A 19,075-nucleotide genomic window follows, 5' to 3' on the forward strand; every position below is an offset into this window, starting at 1 on the left:
TTCTCAACCGCCGCCCGGATAGGCTGGCCTCCCCGGCCCGCCGCGACATCCCCGGCGGCGGGTGGAGCTTCATGCCGACCGTCACGGGCACCGCCGGCCACAACCTGCTGCAAGGCACCGCCGGCGCCGATCTCATGCTCGGGCTGGCGGGCGACGACACGCTGCTGGCCGGAGCCGGGGGCGACAGGCTGGATGGCGGGGGGGGCCAGGACCGCGCGGTGGTGGATCGCTCCGCTGCCACCGCCGGGCTCACGGTCTTCGTGCTGGCGCCGCATCTGGTCAGCGACCTCGCCGGCACCAGTGCCACCGGCATCGAGGAGGTGTGGTTCACGGCCGGCAGCGGCGATGACAGCCTGATCGGCGGCGCCGGCGCGGATTCGCTGGCCGGCGGCGCCGGCAACGATGCGCTGCAGGGCGGCGCCGGGGCTGACACGCTGGGCGGTGGCGCAGGCGACGACACGCTGCTCGGCGGGGACGGCGTGGATCGGCTGAGCGGCGGCCTCGGCGCCGACCGCTTCGTGCTGCAGGGGATCGGCGCGGTCGGGAGCACCCTCGGCGCGATCGACCGCGTCACCGATTTCGCCGCGGCACAGGGCGACCTGCTGGTGCTGCGCGGCCAGGCGGTCGGCGGCGCCATCCTGCCGATCGCCACGCGCAGCTTCGCCGTCGCTGGCCAGCCACTGCTGCCGGTGGGCTTCGGCGGATCGCTGCCGGCGCGGGCGACACTGGCCGCCGGCATTCTGCTGCCGGATCGGACCGGCGGCCGCGCCTACACCCTCTACTGGCAGCCCGATACCACCGGTGGCTGGGTGCTGCTCGACGTCAACCGCGACGGCGTGCTCGGCGCCGGCGACCTGGTGATGCGCGTCGATACCACCGGCGGCGCGCCGATCACCGCGGCCAGCTTCATCGCCGGAACCTTCGCCACCACCGGCACCACTGGCGGCGACAGCCTGGTCGGCGGCAGTGATGCCGACAGCATCCTCGGCTTCGCCGGCGCCGACACCCTGGCCGGGCTCGATGGCAACGACACGCTGCTCGGCGGCGAGGGCGACGACAGCCTGGACGGCGGCGCCGGGCAGGACAGCCTGACCGGCGGCGAGGGCGCCGACTGGCTGGTCGGCGGCACCGGCAACGACACGCTGGACGGCGGCGGTGGCAACGACACCCTGTATGGCGGCACCGGGGATGATCTGCTGCTCGGCGGCGCCGGCGCCGATTTGCTGGAGGGCGGGGCAGGCGACGACAGCCTGGAGGGCGGCCTCGGCGCAGACAGGCTGACCGGCGGCGCCGGGGCCGACACGCTGCTGCTGCAGGCAATGGGTGAGGCCGCCTGGTCGACGCTGGGCACGATGGACAGCGTCATCGGCTTCAGCCGGGCGGAGGGCGACCGCATCCGCCTCAGCGACGGCTTCTGGGGCCTGGCGGATGGCCGCGGCGCCACCGCCGGCACCTATATGGGCGCCGATGGCATCGCCCGGCCGCTGGTGTTCAACGGCAGCACGCTGCGGCCGCAGGCGGCGCTGTCGGCCGGGATGGCGCTGCCGGCGCAGCCGCTCGGCGGGCTGGCGGCATATCAGCTCCACTGGATACCGGCGCTGGTGGCGGGCCAGCCGGCGGGTGGCTGGCTGGTGCTCGACCTCGACCGCAACGGCAGGCTGGATACCACCGACCTGGTGGTCCGCTTCGGCGGCGCCGGTGCCGATGTCACCATCGGCGCGGCGGATTTCTACGATGGCACGCTGCTGAGCCTCGCCGGTGGATATGCCGTCGCCGGCACCGCCGGGGACGACACGCTGACCGGCGGCAGCCTGGGCGAGAGCTTCATCGGCAGCGCCGGCAGCGATCTGATCCAGGGCGGCGCCGGCGCCGGCAATGCGCTGAGCTACGCCGGCTTCAGCGGCCCGCTAGCGGTCACCTTCACCGGCACCGGCGCCGGCACCACCGCCAAGCCCGGCGGCCGCGCCGACAGCTTCACCGATATCCACGCGCTGACCGGCACCGCCGGCAATGACACGCTCGACGCCAGCGCGGCCGTCAACGGCTTCTACGCGCTGACCCTGGAAGGCCGCGCCGGAAATGACCGGATCATCGGCAATGGTACCACTGGCGTGCAGCTCTCCTACGCCAACAGTCCGGCGGCGGTGGTGGTTGACCTCGCCCTCGGCACCGCGACGGATGGGTGGGGCGGCACCGATACCCTGCTCGGCATCCGCCGGGTGCTGCTGGCCAGCGCCTTCCACGATACCGTCAGCGGCTCGGCCTTCGACGATGTCTTCCTGTCCGGCCGGGACGGCAACCGCAGCATCGACGGCCGCGGCGGCATCAATGAATACCGCTACGCCGGCAGCGGCGCCGTCACCATCGTGCTGGCCCGCACCAGCCATGGCGGCATCCTCGAATCCGCCTATGCGCTGAAGCCCGGCGGCATCGACCGGCTGAGCAACATCCAGGCCGCCGTGGGCGGCGCCGGCGACGACAGCATCCTCGGCTCCACGGCGGATGAGCGGCTGGCCGGCGCCGCCGGCAACGACATGCTGGATGGCGCCGGCGGCCACGACATCGTCTTCTACGATGTGATCGCCCCCGGCTCGGCGTTGCCGGCTCAGGGCGTGGTGCTGAACCTGGCGACCGGCATCGCCACCGACCCCTGGGGCGGCACGGATACGCTACGGAACATCGAATCCGCCTGGGGCACGCAGCTTTCGGACGACATGACCGGCCGCGCCGTGCCGGGGATGACGACCTTCCTGCGCGGCATGGCCGGCAACGACATGCTGCGTGCGCCTTACGCCGGCACGCTGGTCGCCGCCGATTACGCCGGCGATCCCGCCGGCATCATCGCCGACCTCGGCACCGGCCAGGTGCAGGATGGCTGGGGCCGCATCGATACGCTGGTGCTGATCGGCCATCTGCGCGGCAGCGGCTTCGCCGACCGCATCACCGGCAATGCGGGCAACAATCTGGTCTTGGCCAATGAGGGCGACGACACCGTGCTGGGCGGCGCCGGCAACGACACCCTGCACGGCAATGCCGGCGCCGACAGGCTGGATGGCGGCAGCGGCAACGACAACCTATTCGGCGGTGAGGACGACGACACGCTACTCGGCCGCGAAGGCGACGATACGCTGTCCGGCGACGAGGGCGATGACAATATCGCCGCCGGCGCCGGCAATGACCATCTGTTCGGCGGCGAAGGTGACGATACGCTGCTCGGCAGCGAGGGCGCCGATGTGATCCAGGGCGAGGCCGGCGACGACCGCATTGAGGGCGGTGCCGGCAATGACTACCTGTTCGGCGGCGCAGGCGCTGACACGCTGCTCGGCGGCAACGGCGCCGATGTGATCCAGGGCGAGGCCGGCGACGACCGCATCGAGGGCGGTGCCGGCAATGACTACCTGTTCGGCGGCGCGGGCGCCGACGCGCTGCCCGGCGGCGACGGCGCCGATGTAATCCAGGGCGAGGCCGGCGACGACATCATCGAAGGCGGTGCCGGCCTCGACTACATCTATGGCGGCGAGGACAACGATATCCTGCGGGGCGGGGAAGGCGCCGATGCGCTGTATGGGGAGGAGGGCGACGACTCCCTCATCGGCGGCCCGGATTCCGTCTTCGACATGCTGGTCGGCGGGCCGGGGAAGGATACGCTGGACGGCGCCTCGGGCTTCGGCGAATACGACCACCTCTACGGCGGGCCGGGCGATGATGTATTTTACGTCGACACCCCGGCCGATCTGGTGTTCGAGCTTCCCGGCGAAGGCTACGACACGGTCTACGCCGACATTGTCGGTGCGGGCTATTACCTCTCCGCCAACATCGAGGCGGTGGTCCTGCTCGGCACCACGCCCTTTGGCATCGGCAACCAAGGCGACAATCTGCTGATCGGCAATGGCGTGGCGAATTGGCTGTTTGGTGGCGCCGGCAACGACACGCTGGACGGCCAGGGCGGCGACGACGTGCTGTTCGGCGAAGCCGGTGCCGACACCTTCATCATCAGTCGCGGCACCGGGCAGGGGGTGATCGGCGACTTCACCCCGGGCGTGGACCGCATCGAGCTGCGCGGCATGGGCGTCGCCGATTTCGCCGGGCTGCTGGCGCTGACGGTGCAGTACGGCCAGCACCTGCTGGTCAGCTTCGCTAGCGGTGATACGCTGACCTTGCAGGGTGTCGCCAAGGCGGCGCTGCAGCCCGGCGACTTCGTCTTCGGCTGAGCGGGCCTGGACAGGACCGCTGCCCAATGGGGACAGCGGTCCGCTCTGGCCTGGCAAGCTCCCGAAACCCCGGACGGTGTCCGGGACCGCCACCTCTCCGCCATGGCCGGGCTTGACCCAGCCACCGCCAACTATCTGGTCTTGCTGGACGTCCAGATGCGTGGGTCAGGCCCGCGCAGGGCGGGGTCGGGGGCGTATCGCTCCTTTTCGCAGCCTGCCAGGGCCGGGCCGTCGCCCCGGCTGGCTCAACCGATATTGCCGGCGATCCAGTCCTTCAGCGCGCCCTTCGGCAGGGCACCGACCTTGGTGTCCAGCAGCTTGCCGTCCTTGAACAGCAGCATGGTCGGAATGCCGCGCACCGCATACTCGTTCGGCGTCATCGGATTTTCGTCGATGTTCACCTTGGCGATGGTCAGCTTGCCCTCATACTCCTTGGCGATGTCGTCCAGGATCGGGCCCACCATCCGGCAGGGGCCGCACCATTCCGCCCAGAAATCGACCAGCACCGGGCCAGGGGCGGCCAGGACATCCTGCTTGAAGCTGTCGTCGGTGACGGCCTTGGTGAGTTCGCTCATCGATATGGCCTCGCTGCGGGGCGATGCGCCCCATTATCGCCGCAAAGTCGGGCGCCGGGGCGGCCGGGTCAAGGTTTGCGTGGGGGCGAAGCCGGCATGCGCCAGGGTCATGCCGTGGGCGCATGCCTATCGAGCAACCCCTCCGGCAATGGCATCAGCCGAGCGCCATAGGTCCAGACCAGGGCGCCATCGACCGACCGTCCGGGGAAGGCCTGGCGCAGCACCGCCCGGTAGGTCGCCATCTGCCGCAGGTAGAGCGGCGGCACATCCTCCGCCGTCGCCGGCGGCGGGCGGTTCGTCTTGTAATCCAGCACCAGCACCCGGTCCGACGTCACCACCAGCCGGTCCACCTGGCCGGCGATGAGCTGGCCACCCACTTGCCCGGCGATCGGCGCCTCCGCCAGGCTGCCGGGGGCGAAGGCGGCGGCGATGGCGGGGGTGTCCAGCAGCGCCAGCACCTCGGCCAGGGTCTCCGCCTGCTCCGCTTCGGTCAGCCCATGGCCGGGGCGGGCCAGGAAGCGCCGGGCGGCGGCGGCCCGCTCCCCTTCCGGCCGGTCGGGCAGGTGCTGCAGCAGCGCATGCACCACCCGGCCGCGGCGGAAGCGGCGCCCGCCGGGGTCGGCCGTGCCATGCGGCGCGGCGACCGGGGTCTGCTCCTCCCCAGGCAGGGCGGAGGGATTGATGGCCGCCTCGGCCGCCTCGGGCGGGGCGGGGCGGGTCACCCATTCGGGCAGCGGGCCGGTGTCCTCGGCGGCCTCCCCGGCGCGTTCCGCGGCGGCCGGCAGGATCTGCTGGCAGGCATGGCGCAGGGCCGGCAGGCCGGCGAAGTCGCAGGCGGCGGGGGCGCCGAAGGCGGCGGCGTCGAACGCCACCTCGGCGGCGCCGGCCAGCCGGCCGAAGCCCTGGGCGACCTGGGCGTACCAGCCCTTCGGCGCATCGCCCCAGCCGCAGACCAGCAGCCGGTCCTCGGCCCGGGTCAGGGCGACGTAGAGCAGGCGGTTCTCCTCCTCCTGCCGCCGCACCTCGTCGCGGGCGAGCACCTGGGCATAGGCCGCCGCGTGGAAGGTCTTGTTCGGCGCCCAGAGCGGCAGCTCCACGCCATCCAGCGCGCCCCAGCGGATCGCCTGCGGGCCCTTGCCGCTGCCGACATCGGGGAGGATCACCACCGGCGACTGCAACCCCTTGGCGCCATGCACCGTCATGATGCGGACGGCGTCGGCGGCGCCTTCAGCCTCCCGCTTGATCTCGGCGCCACCCTGGCGAAGCCAGTGAACGAAGCCCTGGAGGCTCGGCGGGTGCCGCGCCTCGAAGTCCAGCGCGGCGTTCAGCACCTCATCCAGCGGGTCGACCGCATCGGGGCCGAGCCGGGCCAGCAGCCGGGCCCGGCCGCCGGCCTCGCCCAGCACCGCAGCGAGCAGGGCGTGCGGGGTGACAAGATCGGCCCGGTCGGCAAAGCCCGCCAGCCAATCCGCCGCCGCGGCCAGCGCGCCGATGCCGCCGCGATGCCGCATCAGCGCGCCCCAAAGCGTGCCGGTGCGATCGTGCGCCAGGCCGAAGAGCTGGTCCTCGTCCAGGCCGAGCAGCGGGCTCTTCAGCAGCGCCGCCAATTGCAGATCGTCATCCGGCAGCAGCAGCACGTCGCAGAGGGCGAGCAGGTCCTGCACCGCGATCTGCTCGACGAGCTTCAGCCGGTCGACGCCGCCGACCGGTACCCCGCGTTCCTTCAGCGCCCGCACCAGCCGCTGCTGGAAGGCGGTGCGGCGGCGGACCAGCACCAGGATGTCGCCGGGGCGGATTGTCCGGCCGCGGGCCGGCAGATCCTCCCGCCCCACCATCGCGGCGATGCGGGCGGCCAGCGCCTCGGCCAGCAGGGTGGGCGCATCGGCAACGCGCTCCGGCGCCTCTGGCACCAGCCAGGCGGTGGGCTTGGGCTTCTCCGCCGGGCGCAGCAGCGGCCAGAGCTCGACCATGCCGGCCTGGCCCTCGCGGTCGGCGCGGTGGACGAGGGTGACGCCATCCTCGACGACGCCGGCGCGGGCGTCGCCCTCGGCGAAGACCGCATCGACAAGCGCCAGCACCGACGCGGTGGAGCGGAAGGAGACGTTCAGCTCCACCTTGCGGAAGCTGCTGCCCTGGGCGGTGATGCGGCGCTGGTAGCGGCTTTCCCAGGTGCCGAAGCCGGAGGCGTCGGCGCCCTGGAAGCCATAGATGGATTGCTTGATGTCGCCGACGGCGAAGATGGTGCGCAGGCGATCGCTGTCGCGCCTTGCGCCCTCCCCGGCGAAGAATTCCTCGGTCAGCGCCGCGGCGATGCCCCATTGCGCCGGGTTGCTGTCCTGCGCCTCGTCCAGCAGCACATGGTCGAGACCGCCATCCAGCTTGAACAGCACCCAGGCGCTGCCGGGGTCCTGCAGGACCCGCTGGGCGATGGCGATGAGGTCGTCATAGGCCAGCAGGCCGGAGGCGAGCTTCCGCGCCTCGAACTGCCCGAGCACCGGGCCGGCCAGGGCGAGCAGCGCCTCGGTCGCCTCCAGCAGGCGGCAGGCGGCGAGCTTCTGCTGCAACGCCAGAATGCGCTCCGCCTCGGCAGCCAGTACCGGCTCGTCCAGCAGGAATTTGCGCGGCTCGCCGGTCTTGGTGAGGAACAGGGCGCACCATTCCTGCGCGCGCAGCGCCCGTTCCTCATGACCGAGCGCCAGGAATTCGCGGACCCCGGCGCCGAGCTCGCGCGGCTGCTTGTTCTTGTGGTTCAGCAGCGCCGCCGCGGTTTGCGCCACGGAGTCCGGTACCAGGCAGAGCGTCGCGGTCACGCCGTCGCCGTCCTCGCCGTCCGCGAGGCCGAGCAGCTGCGCCAGCCGCAGCCGCAGCCCGGGCAGGCCGTTGCTGGCGCGCAGGCAAAGGCCCAGCCGCTCCCGCTCCCGCATCAGCGCGGCGATGGTCCTGGAGAAATCATCGGCGCTGACGAGGCCGGCGAGCAGCGCAAGCTGCGCCTCCGGCGCCTGGCCGGCCAGCACCGCCTCCCGCGCATCGGCCAGCAGGCTGGCGGCGTCCATGTCCTCCAGCACGCCGAATTGCGGCGGCAACCCGGCTTCCAGCGGGAATGCGTGCAGCAGCGACTGGCAGAAGGAATGGATGGTGCTGATGCGCATGCCGCCGGGCAGTTCCAGCACCTCGGCAAACAGGGTGCGGGCACGCCGGCGCAGCACCTCGCCCGGCTCGCAGCCGAGCGCCGCGAGCTGCGCATCCAGCACCGCATCATCCGCCACCGCCCAGTCGCCGAGCCGGCGGGCCAGGCGCGTCGCCATCTCCGCCGCCGCCGCCTTGGTGAAGGTCAGGCAGAGGATGCGGTTGGCGGCCTGGCCGTCCTGCAACAGCAGCCGCAGCACCCGGTCGGTCAGCACCTTGGTCTTGCCCGAGCCGGCGGAAGCGCCGACCCAGGCCGAGAGCCGGGGGTCGGAGGCGATGCGCTGGGCCAGCGCGGCCTGTTCGCGGGGAGCGAGGGCGGTGGTCATGCGGGCCTACCCCTCCGCCGCGTCTTCCGCGCCGGCCCATTCGGCGCGGCGCGAGAGATGGTCGTAATCATCGCCCGCCGGCTCCCGCCCCGGATGCGGCCAGGCGAGGAAGGGCGCCTCGCCAAGCAGGAAGCGCTGGGCGAGCGCCTGCACCTCCTCCAGCGCCGCCTCGGCCAGATCGGCGATCTCCTGGGCGTTGTCGCAGACGGTGGTGACCTCGCCAGGGGTCGGGCCGCCGGTCAGCCGCCAATAGTCGAGCCGTCCGGCATCGCCGGTGACGGTGGGGAAGCCGCCGCGCGCCACCATCGCCGCCTCCAGCACGAGTTGCGGCTTGTGGCCTTCCCGCACCTGCTTCGCGCTGGGCACCGAGCCGGTCTTGTAGTCGAGAATGGCAAGCTTGCCATTCGGCAGCACGTCGATCCGGTCGGCCCGTGCGGTCAGCCTTACCTGTCCGCCCAGCAGCTTCAGCTCGCCTTTCAGCTCCACTTGGCTTTTGGTGGTGACCTGCCGCAACTCGGCCTCCGCCGCCACCGCGAAGCTGCCGATGCGCGCGAGCCGCGGCCGCCAGAAGGCGGCGAGGCCGGGGCGGGCGCCGGCCGCCTCCAGCGCTGCCGTGGCTGCGTCCCGGAACAGCGCCGCGGCCGCCGCCTCGCCCGGCCAGACGCCGAGGCCCTGGATGAAACGGGCCATCGCCGCATGCACGAGGTTGCCGTAGTCGGCGGCGCCGACATCGGCATCGAGCGGATCGAGCGCGCGCAGCCCGAGCACCCGCCGGGCGTAGAAGGCATAGGGGTCGGCCAGCAGCGTCTCCACCTCGGTCACCGCGATGCTGCGCGGCCGGGCGGCGCGCGGCGGGCGCGGCGCCGGGCGGTCGCAGGGGGTGACGCGCGCCGGCCGGTCCAGCCGCGCCGCCCAGCCATGCGCCGGGCTGGCCGGCAGCGCCAAGCCTTGCGGCGTCGCTTCATCGGTCTGGCCGCGCAGGAAGGTCTCGATCCGGGTCAGCCAGCGGGCCGGCACGGTGGGGGCGCCGCCGCGCCGCCCAGCGCGGGACAGCACCGCCTCCGGCGCGGCGCAGGCGGCCAGCAGGAAATCGGCGCAGACCCGGCCGATGCGGGCCTCCGGCTCCGGCAGGCCAAAGTCGCGGCGCATCGGCCGGCTCATCCAGGGGCCGGGGTCGGTGGCCAGTGGCCAGACCGTCTCGTCCAGCGCGCCCAGCACCACCCGGTCGAAGGTCAGCAGCCGGGCTTCCAGCAGGCCGAGAATCTCGACCCGCGGATGCGGCCCATGGTCCCGGCCCCGGGTGCCGCGGATGCTGGGGGCGGCGGCGCCTTCCATCGTGGCGTCGAACAGCGCCGGCCAGGCGGCAGGCGCCATCGGCGGCAGCGCCGCCATCGCCGGGCCCAGCGAGGCGAGATGCCCGGCCAGCGCCTCCCCCTCCTCGCCGCCATAGAGGCGGAGCCCGCCGGGCCGCGTCTCGGTGCCGGCCAACGCCTCGGCCGCCGCCAGATGCGCCGCCAGCAGGTCGGCCGGCGGCCGGGCCGGGCTGTCCGGCAGGCGGGCGAAGCTGCCGAGCGCTTCGGTCAGCCGGTCGAGCAGCGCCGTCACCTCGGCCAGCACCGCGGCATCCCGCTCGCGGGAGAGGCCGGCCAGCGCCGCCTCGCGCAGCCCCTCCAGCCCCGCGGCCGGGCGCGGCCCACGCAGCGCCGCGTGCTCCAGCCGCCTGACCGCCGTCACCCAGCGGCCGCGCGGCCAGCCGCCGGCGCAGAGGGGGTGCTTCAGCGCGGCCAGCAGCGGCACCGGGGCGAATCCGGTCGCCACCATCCGCGCCAGCAGCCGGAGGAAGGCGCCAGCCGGGGTCTGGCCGAGCGGCTCGCCGGCCGAATCATCGGCGGCGACGCCGTGCCGGGCCAGCTCCGCGGTGACGCGGCGAGCCAAGTCGCGGTCCGGCGTCACCAGCGCGACATGCGCCTTCGGGTCCTCCAGCGCCTCGCGCAGCGAGAGGGCGATGGCGGCGGCCTCGGCCTGGGCATCCGGGGCGACCAGCAGGGAGAGGCCCTGCATCGCGGCCCGCCATTGCGCCGGGCGGCGGGATTGCCACGCCGGCAGGCCGGCGGCTGGGCGCAGCGCCATGCCCAGCAGTTCGGGCCGGCCTTCCGGCACGCCGGGCGCCGCCGCCGCGCAGCCCGGCCAGGGCCGCACATCCTCCCGTGTCGCGCCGAGCGACTGCAGCAGCCGCTGCTGGCCGCAATAGGGGTGGGTCGGGGCCTCGCGGATGGCGTCCCACACTGCCTCGGCCGAGAGCCGGTCGACGCCATGCAGCACCACGCAGCCCTGCGGCAGCAGGTGCGCGACCACCCGCAGCAGCCCCGCCGCCGCCGGGATGGTGCCGCCGACGCCGATGCCGGCGGCGATCACCGGATCCGCCGGTGGCGCGTCCTCCCAGGCGCGGGTCTGGGCCCGCAGCGCCTGGGCTCGGCGCATGCCGATGTCGAGCAGCCCCTCGGTCTCCAGCCATCCCTGCCAGGCGCCCATGACGCCGCGCAGGAAGGTCAGGGTAATCTGCCAGTGCTGCGCATGGGTCTCCGGCACCAACGCCTGGAGGCGTTCCAGCCAATGCTCGTTCAGCGCCTCCGGCGGGCTCTCGGCCAGCAGGTCGAGGTCCTTCTCCTCCAGCGCGATCTCGTCCAGCAGCGTCGCCAGCGCCCCGGCCAGGGACCAGGCCTGCTCCGGCGTCGCCGCCCCGCCGCGGTCGCGCGGCAGGCGCTGGACGAAGCCGGTGAGCACCGCCTGCCGGCGCAGCGGCTCCACCGCCGGCGGCAGGTCGAGCAGCGCCGGCAGGGCCAGCTCGTCGGCATCCTCGGTCGAGAGGCCGGCCAGCGCCCGCATCCGCGGCAGCAGCAGGGCCCTGCCATCGGCAGCGCGCAGGAAGGCAACCCGCAAGGCGCGGGCGGACCGGCGGGTGGGCAGCAGGATGGTGGTGCGGGAGAGGCGTTCCGGCGCATCGCCCGGTACCTGCCGCAGCACGCCATCGGCGAGGCAGTCGAGGAAGGGCAGATGGGCAGGGATGTCGTAGAGGCTCATGACCCTGGCCTGGCATGCCCCATCAGAACGGTGCCTTCACCAGCCCGGCCCGCATCGCCGCCTCGGCACGTTCCAGGTCAAGTGGGGTGGAGAGGTGGAACCAGACCCCATCGTGCACCAGGGCGAAGAGCCGGCCGGCCTCGATGGCGCGGTCGTACAGGCGGTTCAGGCTGAAGGCACCCTCCGGCGCATCATCGAACAGCGCCGGCGCCAGGACCTGCACCCCGGCGAAGACATAGGGCGCCAGCTCCAGCTCCTTCGGCCGGCGCAGCCGGCCGAGCGGGTCGAGCAGGAAATCGCCGCGGCCGATCTCGCCATCGACCTGGGCGCAGCGCACCAGCAGCAGCAGCCCGTCCATGCGCGCCGGGTCGAAGGCGGCGGCCATCCGGGCCAGCGCCGGGGTCGGGCCGTCCAGCCAGACGCTGTCGCCATTGGCAACGACGAAGGGCGCGCGGCCGAGCAGCGGCAGGGCGCGCGTCACGCCGCCGCCGGTCTCCAGCAAACTCGCCTCATGCTGCAGGGTGACGCGGGGCGCCTCGCGCCGCTCCACCGCCTCGGCCACCTGATCGGCGTGCCAATGGGCGTTGACCACGGCCTGCCCGATGCCGGCATCCCGCAGCCGGTCCAGCGCGCGGTCGAGCAGACTCCGGCCGTGCAGCACCAGCAGCGGCTTGGCGGTGGTTTCGGTCAGCGGCCGCATCCGGAGGCCGAGGCCGGCGGCCAGCACCATGGCATGGGTAGGGGTGATCATGGCCGGCTCCAACCGGTGGGGGATTGCAGGGCGCGGCGTGAATGGACGCGGAGGCGGGCGGCGGCGGGGCTCATCCGGACTCCGGATTGCGGCGCAGGGCATGAGGCACATGCGCATCCAGGAAGTCGCGCAGCGGGGCGCAGGCGGGTTGCGACAGGGCACGCTCCAGCAGGGCCCAGCAGCGCGGCCCGTGCTTCAGGTAATGCGGCTTGCCGTCGCGCCTGTCGAGCCTGACCCACAGCGCCGCGACCCGCAGGTGGCGTTGCGCCCCATGCGCCGCCATGGCGCCGAGGAAGGCGCCGCGGTCGAGGCCGGGGCGCGCCGCGAAATACCGGGCAATGGCGGCGCGCCGCACCTCCGGCGCCACATCGCGCCGGGCATCCTCGACCAGCGAGACCAAGTCATAGGCCGGGTGGCCGGTGGCGGCGTCCTGGAAGTCGAGGATACCGGTGCGGCGCGGCCCCTCGCGTCCCGGCAGGCGCATCAGATTCGCCGGGAAATAGTCGCGGTGGACGATGCCGCGGGCCTCGGCATAGGGGGCGAGCATGGCATGCAGCGCCGCCGCCAGTTCCTGCCGCACCGCGGCGCCCGGCGGGGCACCGAAGGCGGCGGGCCACCACCAGTCGAGGAAGGTCGCCGCCGTCGCCTTGGTCATGGCGGCGGCGTCCCAGGCCGGCAGGCCGGGCGGCACCGGCGCCGCATGCAGCGCCGCCAGCGCCTCGGCCGCCTCGGCGTAGAGCGGGATGGGGTCGGCGCCGGCGTCCAGCAGGGTGGCGTGGTTGGCTTCGCCGAAATCCTCGATCAGCAGGAAACCGGCGGCCTCGTCCTCGGCCAGGATCTCCGGCACCGAGAGGCCGGCCCGCCCGAGGTGACGGGCGAGATGGGTGAAGGGCCGCACATCCTCGGGCGGCGGCGCATCCATCAGCAGGGCCGGGCGCGGGCCGCCGAGGAGGCGGGTGTAGCGGCGCAGGCTGGCATCGGCCGGCAGCGGCTGGCGCGCCGCCCCAGCGTAGCCATGGGCGGCGAGGAAGGGGTCCGGGTGCCTCATGCCGAAAATCCCACCAGCAGCGAGGGCAGGCGGTCCGGCCAGCCGGAGATCGTGGCGATGCGGGCGTCCTCCTCGGCACCGGGTGCGAGGGTGATGCGCAGCGCGTCATCCGGCGCCAGCGGTCCCAGCCGGTCCGGCCATTCCACCAAGACGATGTCCTGCCGCGCCTCCTCCCAGCCCAGCTCGGCGATCTCGGCCGGGCCGGCGAGCCGGTAGAGGTCGTAATGATGCGCCTGGACACCGCCCGGCAGGTCGTAGCTCTGCACCAGGGTGAAACTCGGCGAGGGTACTTCCAGCCTCGGGTCGCCGGTGGCGGCGCGCAGGAAGGCGCGGGCGAAGGCGCTTTTCCCGGCGCCGAGCGGGCCGTCCAGCAGCAACGCGTCGCCCGGCCGGGCGGCAGGCGCCAGCCGGGCGGCGAGCCTGCCGGTGGCGGCAAGGTCGGGCAGCGCCAGGGTGATCGGGGTGGCCATGGGGGCGGCGAGAATCCTGCGACTCCGGGGAATGGGCGACCATTTGCCCAGCCGGGCCACCACGCTTCAAGCCTTGTGGTGGCGGGGCTTGGTCCGCCATGCCAACTCCTCTAGATGCAGCGGCTTCAGCGGGGAAGATACCCATGGCGGAACTGCCCGGCCTCGGCGCCTCCGGCGTGACGGTCGAGACGGATGTGGCGATCATCGGCGCCGGCCCGGTCGGGCTGTTCGCGGTGTTCGAATGTGGCATGCTGCGGATGCGCAGCGTCGTCATCGACGCGCTGGACGCGGTCGGCGGGCAATGCACCGCGCTCTATCCGGAAAAGCCGATCTTCGACATCCCGGCACATCCGGCGATCGACGGCGCGGCGCTGATCGAGAAACTCGAGGCCCAGGCGGCGCCGTTCAACCCGCTCTACCTGCTGGGACGGCGGGTGGAGCGGCTGCGCAGCCTGGACGATGAGTGGGAGCTCGGCACCAGCGCCGGCGACCGGGTGCGGGCCAAGGCGGTGATCATCGCCGCCGGCGCTGGCGCCTTCGGCCCGAACCGGCCGCCACTGGCCGGGCTGCCGGGCTACGAGGCCAGCGGCGCGGTGCGCTACCTGGTGGCGCGGCGGGAGGATTTCCGCGGCAAGCGGGTGGTCATCGCCGGCGGTGGCGACAGCGCCGTGGACTGGGCGCTGAGCCTGAAGGAGATCGCGGCGCATGTCGTCGTGGTCCACCGCCGGCCGAAATTCCGCGCCGCGCCGGAAAGCTGCGTCCGGCTGGAGGAGGCGGCGGCGCGGGGCGAGGTGGAGATGGCCATCCCCTACCAGCTCCACGGGCTGGAGGGCGACGGCACCCGCATGACCGGGGTGGTGCTGGCGACCCTGAAGGGCGAGACGAAGACCGTGCCGGCCGACCATCTGCTGCCCTTCTACGGGCTGTCGATGGAGCTGGGCCCGATCGCCGAATGGGGGCTGGGGCTGGAGCGCAGCCACGTCACCGTGGCGCCTTCGACCTGCATGACCAACCTCGACGGCATCCACGCCATCGGTGACATCGCCACCTATCCCGGCAAGCTGAAGCTGATCCTGCAGGGCTTCTCCGAGGCGGCGATGGCAGCGCACGCGATCCATCCCAGGGTCTTCCCCGGAGAAGCGCTGCATTTCGAGTACAGCACCAGCAAGGGCGTGCCGGTGGCGTAAGAGCTACGCCGGGCGGCCTGCCTCCACGACAAAAGCGGAGAGCTCCGCCTCGAAGGCGCCGCTGCCGTATTGCGCCGCGATCGCCGCCGCGGCGGCTTCAGTGGCGCGCGGCAGCCCGTCCGGGTCCAGCGCCTCAAGCTCCGTGCGCATCGGCGTGCCCTGGCAGAAGCCGGTCGCCAGCGCCTCAGCCGAGGCGACGGGGCCGCGGAGAGCGACGGCCTCGATCCGGCAGTCGGGAAAGCCGGCTGCGGCGAGATCGGCGCGGATCACCCCCGGATCCCTATAGCCATGCGGGATGCGCTCCATGAACCAGGAGCGGTGACGCGGATACAGCCGGGCCAGCGCGTCGATCGTGACCGCGACGACGGGGTTGTCGTCGATGCTGCCCCAGCAGTTGAACAGGAAGCGGCCGCCCGGCTTCAGGACGCGGCGCGCCTCGCGGAAGGCGGCGGGACGATCGGGGAAGAACATGACGCCGAACTGGCATAGCACCGCGTCGAAGCCCTGGTCGGCAAAGGGCAGGGCCAGCGCATCGGCCTGATGGAAGCGCACCTGGGCCAGCCCCGGCTTCGCCGCGGCATGGTCCAGCATCGGCTGGTTGAGGTCGGTGGCGGTAATCTCGACACCGGGCAAGGCGGCGAGGGCGGCGGTGAGGATGCCGGTGCCGGCGGCGACCTCCAGCAGCCGGCCGCTGCGCAACCCGGTCAGCCGGGCCGCGAGATCGGCGGCATAGGGCGCGAAGAGCGTGGGGCCGAGGTAGCGGTCATAAAGCTGCGGGATGGAGCCGGCAAAGACCGCATCAGTCCGGGGCATCGTCTGAAACTCCCGATCTGGCCGGCGCTTGCCGCCTGCCGGATGGCGCAGCCTGCTCCACGGCCGGGGCAGGACGCCACAGGTGTTTCAGCCGGACCGCGAAGGGCCCGCGTCAAATCGTCGCGCTGAAATCGCTTCGAAGCCGGGCGCAGGAGGAATGGCCGGCGGCCTTGCGCGAGCCGCCACGCCACCTATTCCCACGGCAAGCGGGGCGAAGCCCGGACGGGCCCCGCCCACGCCACGGCTACAACGGCTTGAGGTTGGCCGCGGCGGCCTTGCCGCGCTCCATCACCACGTCGTAGCTGACCTTCTGATTCTCATCGAGGCCCTGCAGCCCGGCCTTCTGCACGGCGGTGATGTGCACGAACACATCCTTGCCGCCATCCTGCGGGACGATGAAGCCGAAGCCCTTGGTTGCGTTGAACCACTTCACGGTGCCGGTCGCCATGCGACACACCCTCCTCTGCGCAATGGCGCGGACGCCGATCGTCCGCGCGGATTAGCAACCGCTGGATCGGCTTGAGGGCGCCCGGGGTTTCCGGGGAGGCACGGCAAGGCGGTCGAAGTACGGCTGGCGTTGAAATTGAGCCAGATCGGTCAGTTGAAGTCAACGATCACGGACGCGCGTTTCCGTGAGGCTCACGCCTGCAAAACGCGTATCAGTTGCAATCACCCGTGCGGCCGTCGAATGGTTCCGGGGCCATGAAAAAGGGGCGAGGCCTCGCGGCCCCGCCCCCCTGCTTCTGTGCGCCTCGCGGCGGATCAGAAGTCCATGCCGCCCATGCCGCCCATGTCGCCGCCACCGCCAGCCGGCGCGGCCTTCTTCTCCGGACGCTCGGCCACCATCGCTTCCGTGGTGATCAGCAGCGCCGCGACCGAGGCCGCATCCTGTAGCGCCGTGCGCACGACCTTGGTCGGGTCGATGATGCCGGCCGCGACCAGATCCTTGTACTCGCCGGTCTGGGCGTCGTAGCCGAACTCGTAGGTGGCGGTGCGCAGCACCTCACCCGCGACCACGGCGCCGTCCTGGCCGGCGTTCTCGGCGATCTGCCGCAGCGGCACCTGGATGGCGCGCTTGATGATGTCGATGCCGACCTGCTGGTCGTGGTTGTCGGCCTTCACCGAACCGAGGTTCTGCGAAGCGCGCACCAGCGCCACGCCGCCGCCCGGGACGATGCCTTCCTCAACTGCGGCGCGGGTCGCATGCAGCGCGTCGTCGACGCGATCCTTGCGCTCCTTCACCTCGACCTCGCTGCTGCCACCGACGCGGATGACGGCAACGCCACCGGCCAGCTTCGCCAGACGCTCCTGCAGCTTCTCACGGTCGTAGTCCGAGGTGGTCTCCTCGATCTGCGCCTTGATCTGCTCGACGCGGCCGTTGATCGCCTCCTTGGAGCCCGCACCATCGACGATGGTGGTGTTCTCCTTCTCGATCCGCACGGTCTTGGCGCGGCCGAGCTGGGCGAGGGTAACGTTCTCCAGCTTGATGCCGAGGTCTTCGCTGATGACCTCACCACCGGTCAGGATCGCGATGTCCTCGAGCATCGCCTTGCGGCGATCGCCGAAGCCCGGGGCCTTCACCGCCGCGACCTTCAGGCCGCCGCGCAGCTTGTTGACCACCAGGGTGGCCAGCGCCTCGCCCTCGACGTCCTCGGCGACGATGATCAGCGGACGGCCCGACTGCACCACGGCTTCGAGCAGCGGCAGCATCGGCTGGAGGCCGCTGAGCTTCTTCTCGAAGATGAGGATGTAGGGGTTGTCCATCTCGACGGTCATCTTCTCCGCATTCGTGATGAAATACGGGGAGACGTAGCCGCGATCGAACTGCATGCCCTCGACGACGTCGAGCTCGGTCTGGATCGACTTGGCTTCCTCGACGGTGATGACACCCTCGTTGCCAACCTTCTCCATCGCCTGCGCGATCATCTCGCCGATCTCGGTCTCGCCATTGGCGGAGATCGAGCCGACCTGCGCCACTTCGGCCGAGGTCGAGATCTTGCGGGTCTTGGACTGCAGCTCGGCGACGACCGAGGCCACGGCCTTGTCGATGCCGCGCTTCAGGTCCATCGGGTTCATGCCGGCAGCGACGGCCTTCACGCCCTCACGGACGATCGCCTGCGCCAGCACGGTCGCGGTGGTGGTGCCGTCGCCGGCCAGGTCGTTGGTCTTCGAGGCCACTTCGCGCACCATCTGCGCGCCCATGTTCTCGAACTTGTCGGAAAGCTCGATCTCCTTGGCGACGGTCACGCCGTCCTTGGTGATCCGCGGCGCGCCGAAGCTCTTGTCGAGCACGACATTGCGGCCCTTAGGGCCAAGGGTGACCTTCACCGCATCGGCCAGGATGTCGACGCCGCGCAGCATCCGATCACGCGCGTTGGCGCCGAACTTTACGTCCTTCGCTGCCATGTGTGTGTCCTTTTCGGTTAGGCGTTCACGCGTCGCCCGCGGCATCGGCCACGAGGATCTGCGGATCGCCGAAATTCGGGATCAGGCGAAGCCTGGGTCTCAGGCCGCCTTGGCGACGGAGGCGGTGTCCAGGATGCCGAGGATGTCGGACTCCTTCATGATCAGCAGCTCCTCGCCACCGAGCTTCACCTCGGTGCCGGACCACTTGCCGAACAGGATGCGGTCGCCGGCCTTGACGTCGAGCGCGCGGAGCTCGCCCTTGTCGTTCAGAGTGCCGGAGCCGACGGCGACGACCTCACCTTCCTGCGGCTTCTCCTTGGCGGTGTCGGGGATGATGATGCCGCCCGCGGTCTTCTCGTCTGCCGTGACGCGGCGAACGAGGACGCGGTCATGCAGGGGACGGAAGCTCATATGCGGTCCTCTCCTGATGCCATTTCCAGAGTTGGTTTGGCTTCGCTCCCGCGTGGCGCCCCCCGGACCGTAGCGGCCCGCTAGCACTCCCCCGCGAGGAGTGCCAGCGATCTAAGGGAGTTGCCGGCGCCCGTCAAGGGTTTGCAGCACTCTAGGAGTGCGAGTGCTAAAAGGCTGATACAAAAGGTTTTTCTTGCAAGGAACCCCAAGGCTCGTGGCAGAGTTTGTTCGGATAAGGGGAGGAACCCGCCGCACGACGGCGTCACAATCCGGTTCAGGGAAAGGAATCCTGCGCGTGCTGAACAGCCTTGAGCGTTTCGTTCGCAGTCCCGAATTGCGGTTTCCCGACTGGCGGCTGACCACCGCCGAGATCCTCTACCACATGCCGGACACTCCGGCAGTGCTGCAGACCTTCGTCTGGCAGAAGCTGGACCTTGCTCCGGAGTTTCCCGAGCTCTCCCGCTTCCTCGACTTCTGGAAGCGCGAGATTGAGGGACCGCTGCATTCGGTCCGCGTCGCCTCCGCCGCGCTGACCCGCCCGGCCGAGCTGCGCTACGCCAACGGGCAGTTCCTGCTGCACTAGAGTTCCCCGCGAGACCGCTGCGCGGCT

General features: G+C 71.9%; 13 protein-coding genes. 3 read left to right on the forward strand and 10 right to left on the reverse strand.

The window, feature by feature from the left end; genetic code table 11:
* Positions 1 to 71 precede the first annotated feature (71 nt).
* Positions 72 to 4,211 carry a calcium-binding protein gene (locus tag H7965_RS30825; protein WP_229682569.1) on the forward strand — a complete coding sequence of 1,380 codons (4,140 nt, stop codon included), beginning with the start codon at positions 72 to 74 and terminating at the stop codon, positions 4,209 to 4,211.
* A gap of 245 nt (positions 4,212 to 4,456) precedes the next feature.
* On the opposite strand, the gene trxA is transcribed toward H7965_RS30825, so the two are convergent.
* The 6 genes from trxA to tsaE all read right to left on the reverse strand — a co-directional run bounded on the left by trxA (position 4,457) and on the right by tsaE (position 13,648).
* On the reverse strand, positions 4,457 to 4,786 hold the full coding sequence (gene trxA, locus H7965_RS10165) for a thioredoxin TrxA (protein ID WP_186770461.1): 330 nt from the start codon (positions 4,784 to 4,786) through the stop codon (positions 4,457 to 4,459).
* A 107-nt stretch (positions 4,787 to 4,893) separates the two neighbouring features.
* Positions 4,894 to 8,298: a double-strand break repair helicase AddA gene (addA, locus tag H7965_RS10170; RefSeq protein WP_186770462.1), complete on the reverse strand. Its 3,405-nt coding sequence runs from the start codon at positions 8,296 to 8,298 to the stop codon at positions 4,894 to 4,896.
* A 6-nt stretch (positions 8,299 to 8,304) separates the two neighbouring features.
* Positions 8,305 to 11,379: a double-strand break repair protein AddB gene (addB, locus tag H7965_RS10175; protein ID WP_186770463.1), complete on the reverse strand. Its 3,075-nt coding sequence runs from the start codon at positions 11,377 to 11,379 to the stop codon at positions 8,305 to 8,307.
* A gap of 22 nt (positions 11,380 to 11,401) precedes the next feature.
* Positions 11,402 to 12,130 (reverse strand): nucleotidyltransferase family protein, encoded by a 729-nt coding sequence (locus H7965_RS10180; protein ID WP_186770464.1) that lies wholly within the window; start codon positions 12,128 to 12,130, stop codon positions 11,402 to 11,404.
* A 70-nt stretch (positions 12,131 to 12,200) separates the two neighbouring features.
* Positions 12,201 to 13,178 carry an aminoglycoside phosphotransferase family protein gene (locus H7965_RS10185; RefSeq protein ID WP_186770465.1) on the reverse strand — a complete coding sequence of 326 codons (978 nt, stop codon included), beginning with the start codon at positions 13,176 to 13,178 and terminating at the stop codon, positions 12,201 to 12,203.
* Positions 13,175 to 13,648: a tRNA (adenosine(37)-N6)-threonylcarbamoyltransferase complex ATPase subunit type 1 TsaE gene (tsaE, locus tag H7965_RS10190; protein ID WP_186770466.1), complete on the reverse strand. Its 474-nt coding sequence runs from the start codon at positions 13,646 to 13,648 to the stop codon at positions 13,175 to 13,177. The genes H7965_RS10185 and tsaE overlap by 4 nt, the downstream gene beginning before the upstream one ends.
* Positions 13,649 to 13,791: 143 nt before the next feature.
* On the opposite strand from tsaE, the gene H7965_RS10195 reads away from it, so the two are divergent.
* Positions 13,792 to 14,835 (forward strand): NAD(P)/FAD-dependent oxidoreductase, encoded by a 1,044-nt coding sequence (locus H7965_RS10195; RefSeq protein WP_186770467.1) that lies wholly within the window; start codon positions 13,792 to 13,794, stop codon positions 14,833 to 14,835.
* Between the two features lie 3 nt (positions 14,836 to 14,838).
* Here H7965_RS10195 and H7965_RS10200 read toward each other — a convergent pair whose 3' ends face one another.
* From H7965_RS10200 to groES, 4 genes are all read right to left on the reverse strand, one after another.
* Positions 14,839 to 15,648 carry a class I SAM-dependent methyltransferase gene (locus H7965_RS10200; RefSeq protein WP_186770468.1) on the reverse strand — a complete coding sequence of 270 codons (810 nt, stop codon included), beginning with the start codon at positions 15,646 to 15,648 and terminating at the stop codon, positions 14,839 to 14,841.
* Positions 15,649 to 15,892: 244 nt separating this feature from the next.
* A complete protein-coding gene (locus H7965_RS10205; protein ID WP_186770469.1) occupies positions 15,893 to 16,096 on the reverse strand; it encodes a cold-shock protein in 204 nt (67 codons plus the stop codon).
* 314 nt (positions 16,097 to 16,410) lie between these two features.
* Positions 16,411 to 18,054, reverse strand: a complete 1,644-nt coding sequence (gene groL, locus H7965_RS10210; RefSeq protein WP_186770470.1) for a chaperonin GroEL — start codon at positions 18,052 to 18,054, stop codon at positions 16,411 to 16,413.
* A 99-nt stretch (positions 18,055 to 18,153) separates the two neighbouring features.
* Entirely contained in the window at positions 18,154 to 18,465 is a 312-nt protein-coding gene (gene groES / locus H7965_RS10215) for a co-chaperone GroES (RefSeq protein WP_186770471.1), read from the reverse strand.
* A gap of 295 nt (positions 18,466 to 18,760) precedes the next feature.
* Here groES and H7965_RS10220 point away from each other — a divergent pair, with 295 nt between their 5' ends.
* Entirely contained in the window at positions 18,761 to 19,048 is a 288-nt protein-coding gene (locus H7965_RS10220) for an usg protein (RefSeq protein WP_268239713.1), read from the forward strand.
* Positions 19,049 to 19,075 lie beyond the last annotated feature (27 nt).

The organism is Siccirubricoccus deserti, assembly GCF_014283215.1.
Lineage (GTDB): Bacteria > Pseudomonadota > Alphaproteobacteria > Acetobacterales > Acetobacteraceae > Siccirubricoccus > Siccirubricoccus deserti.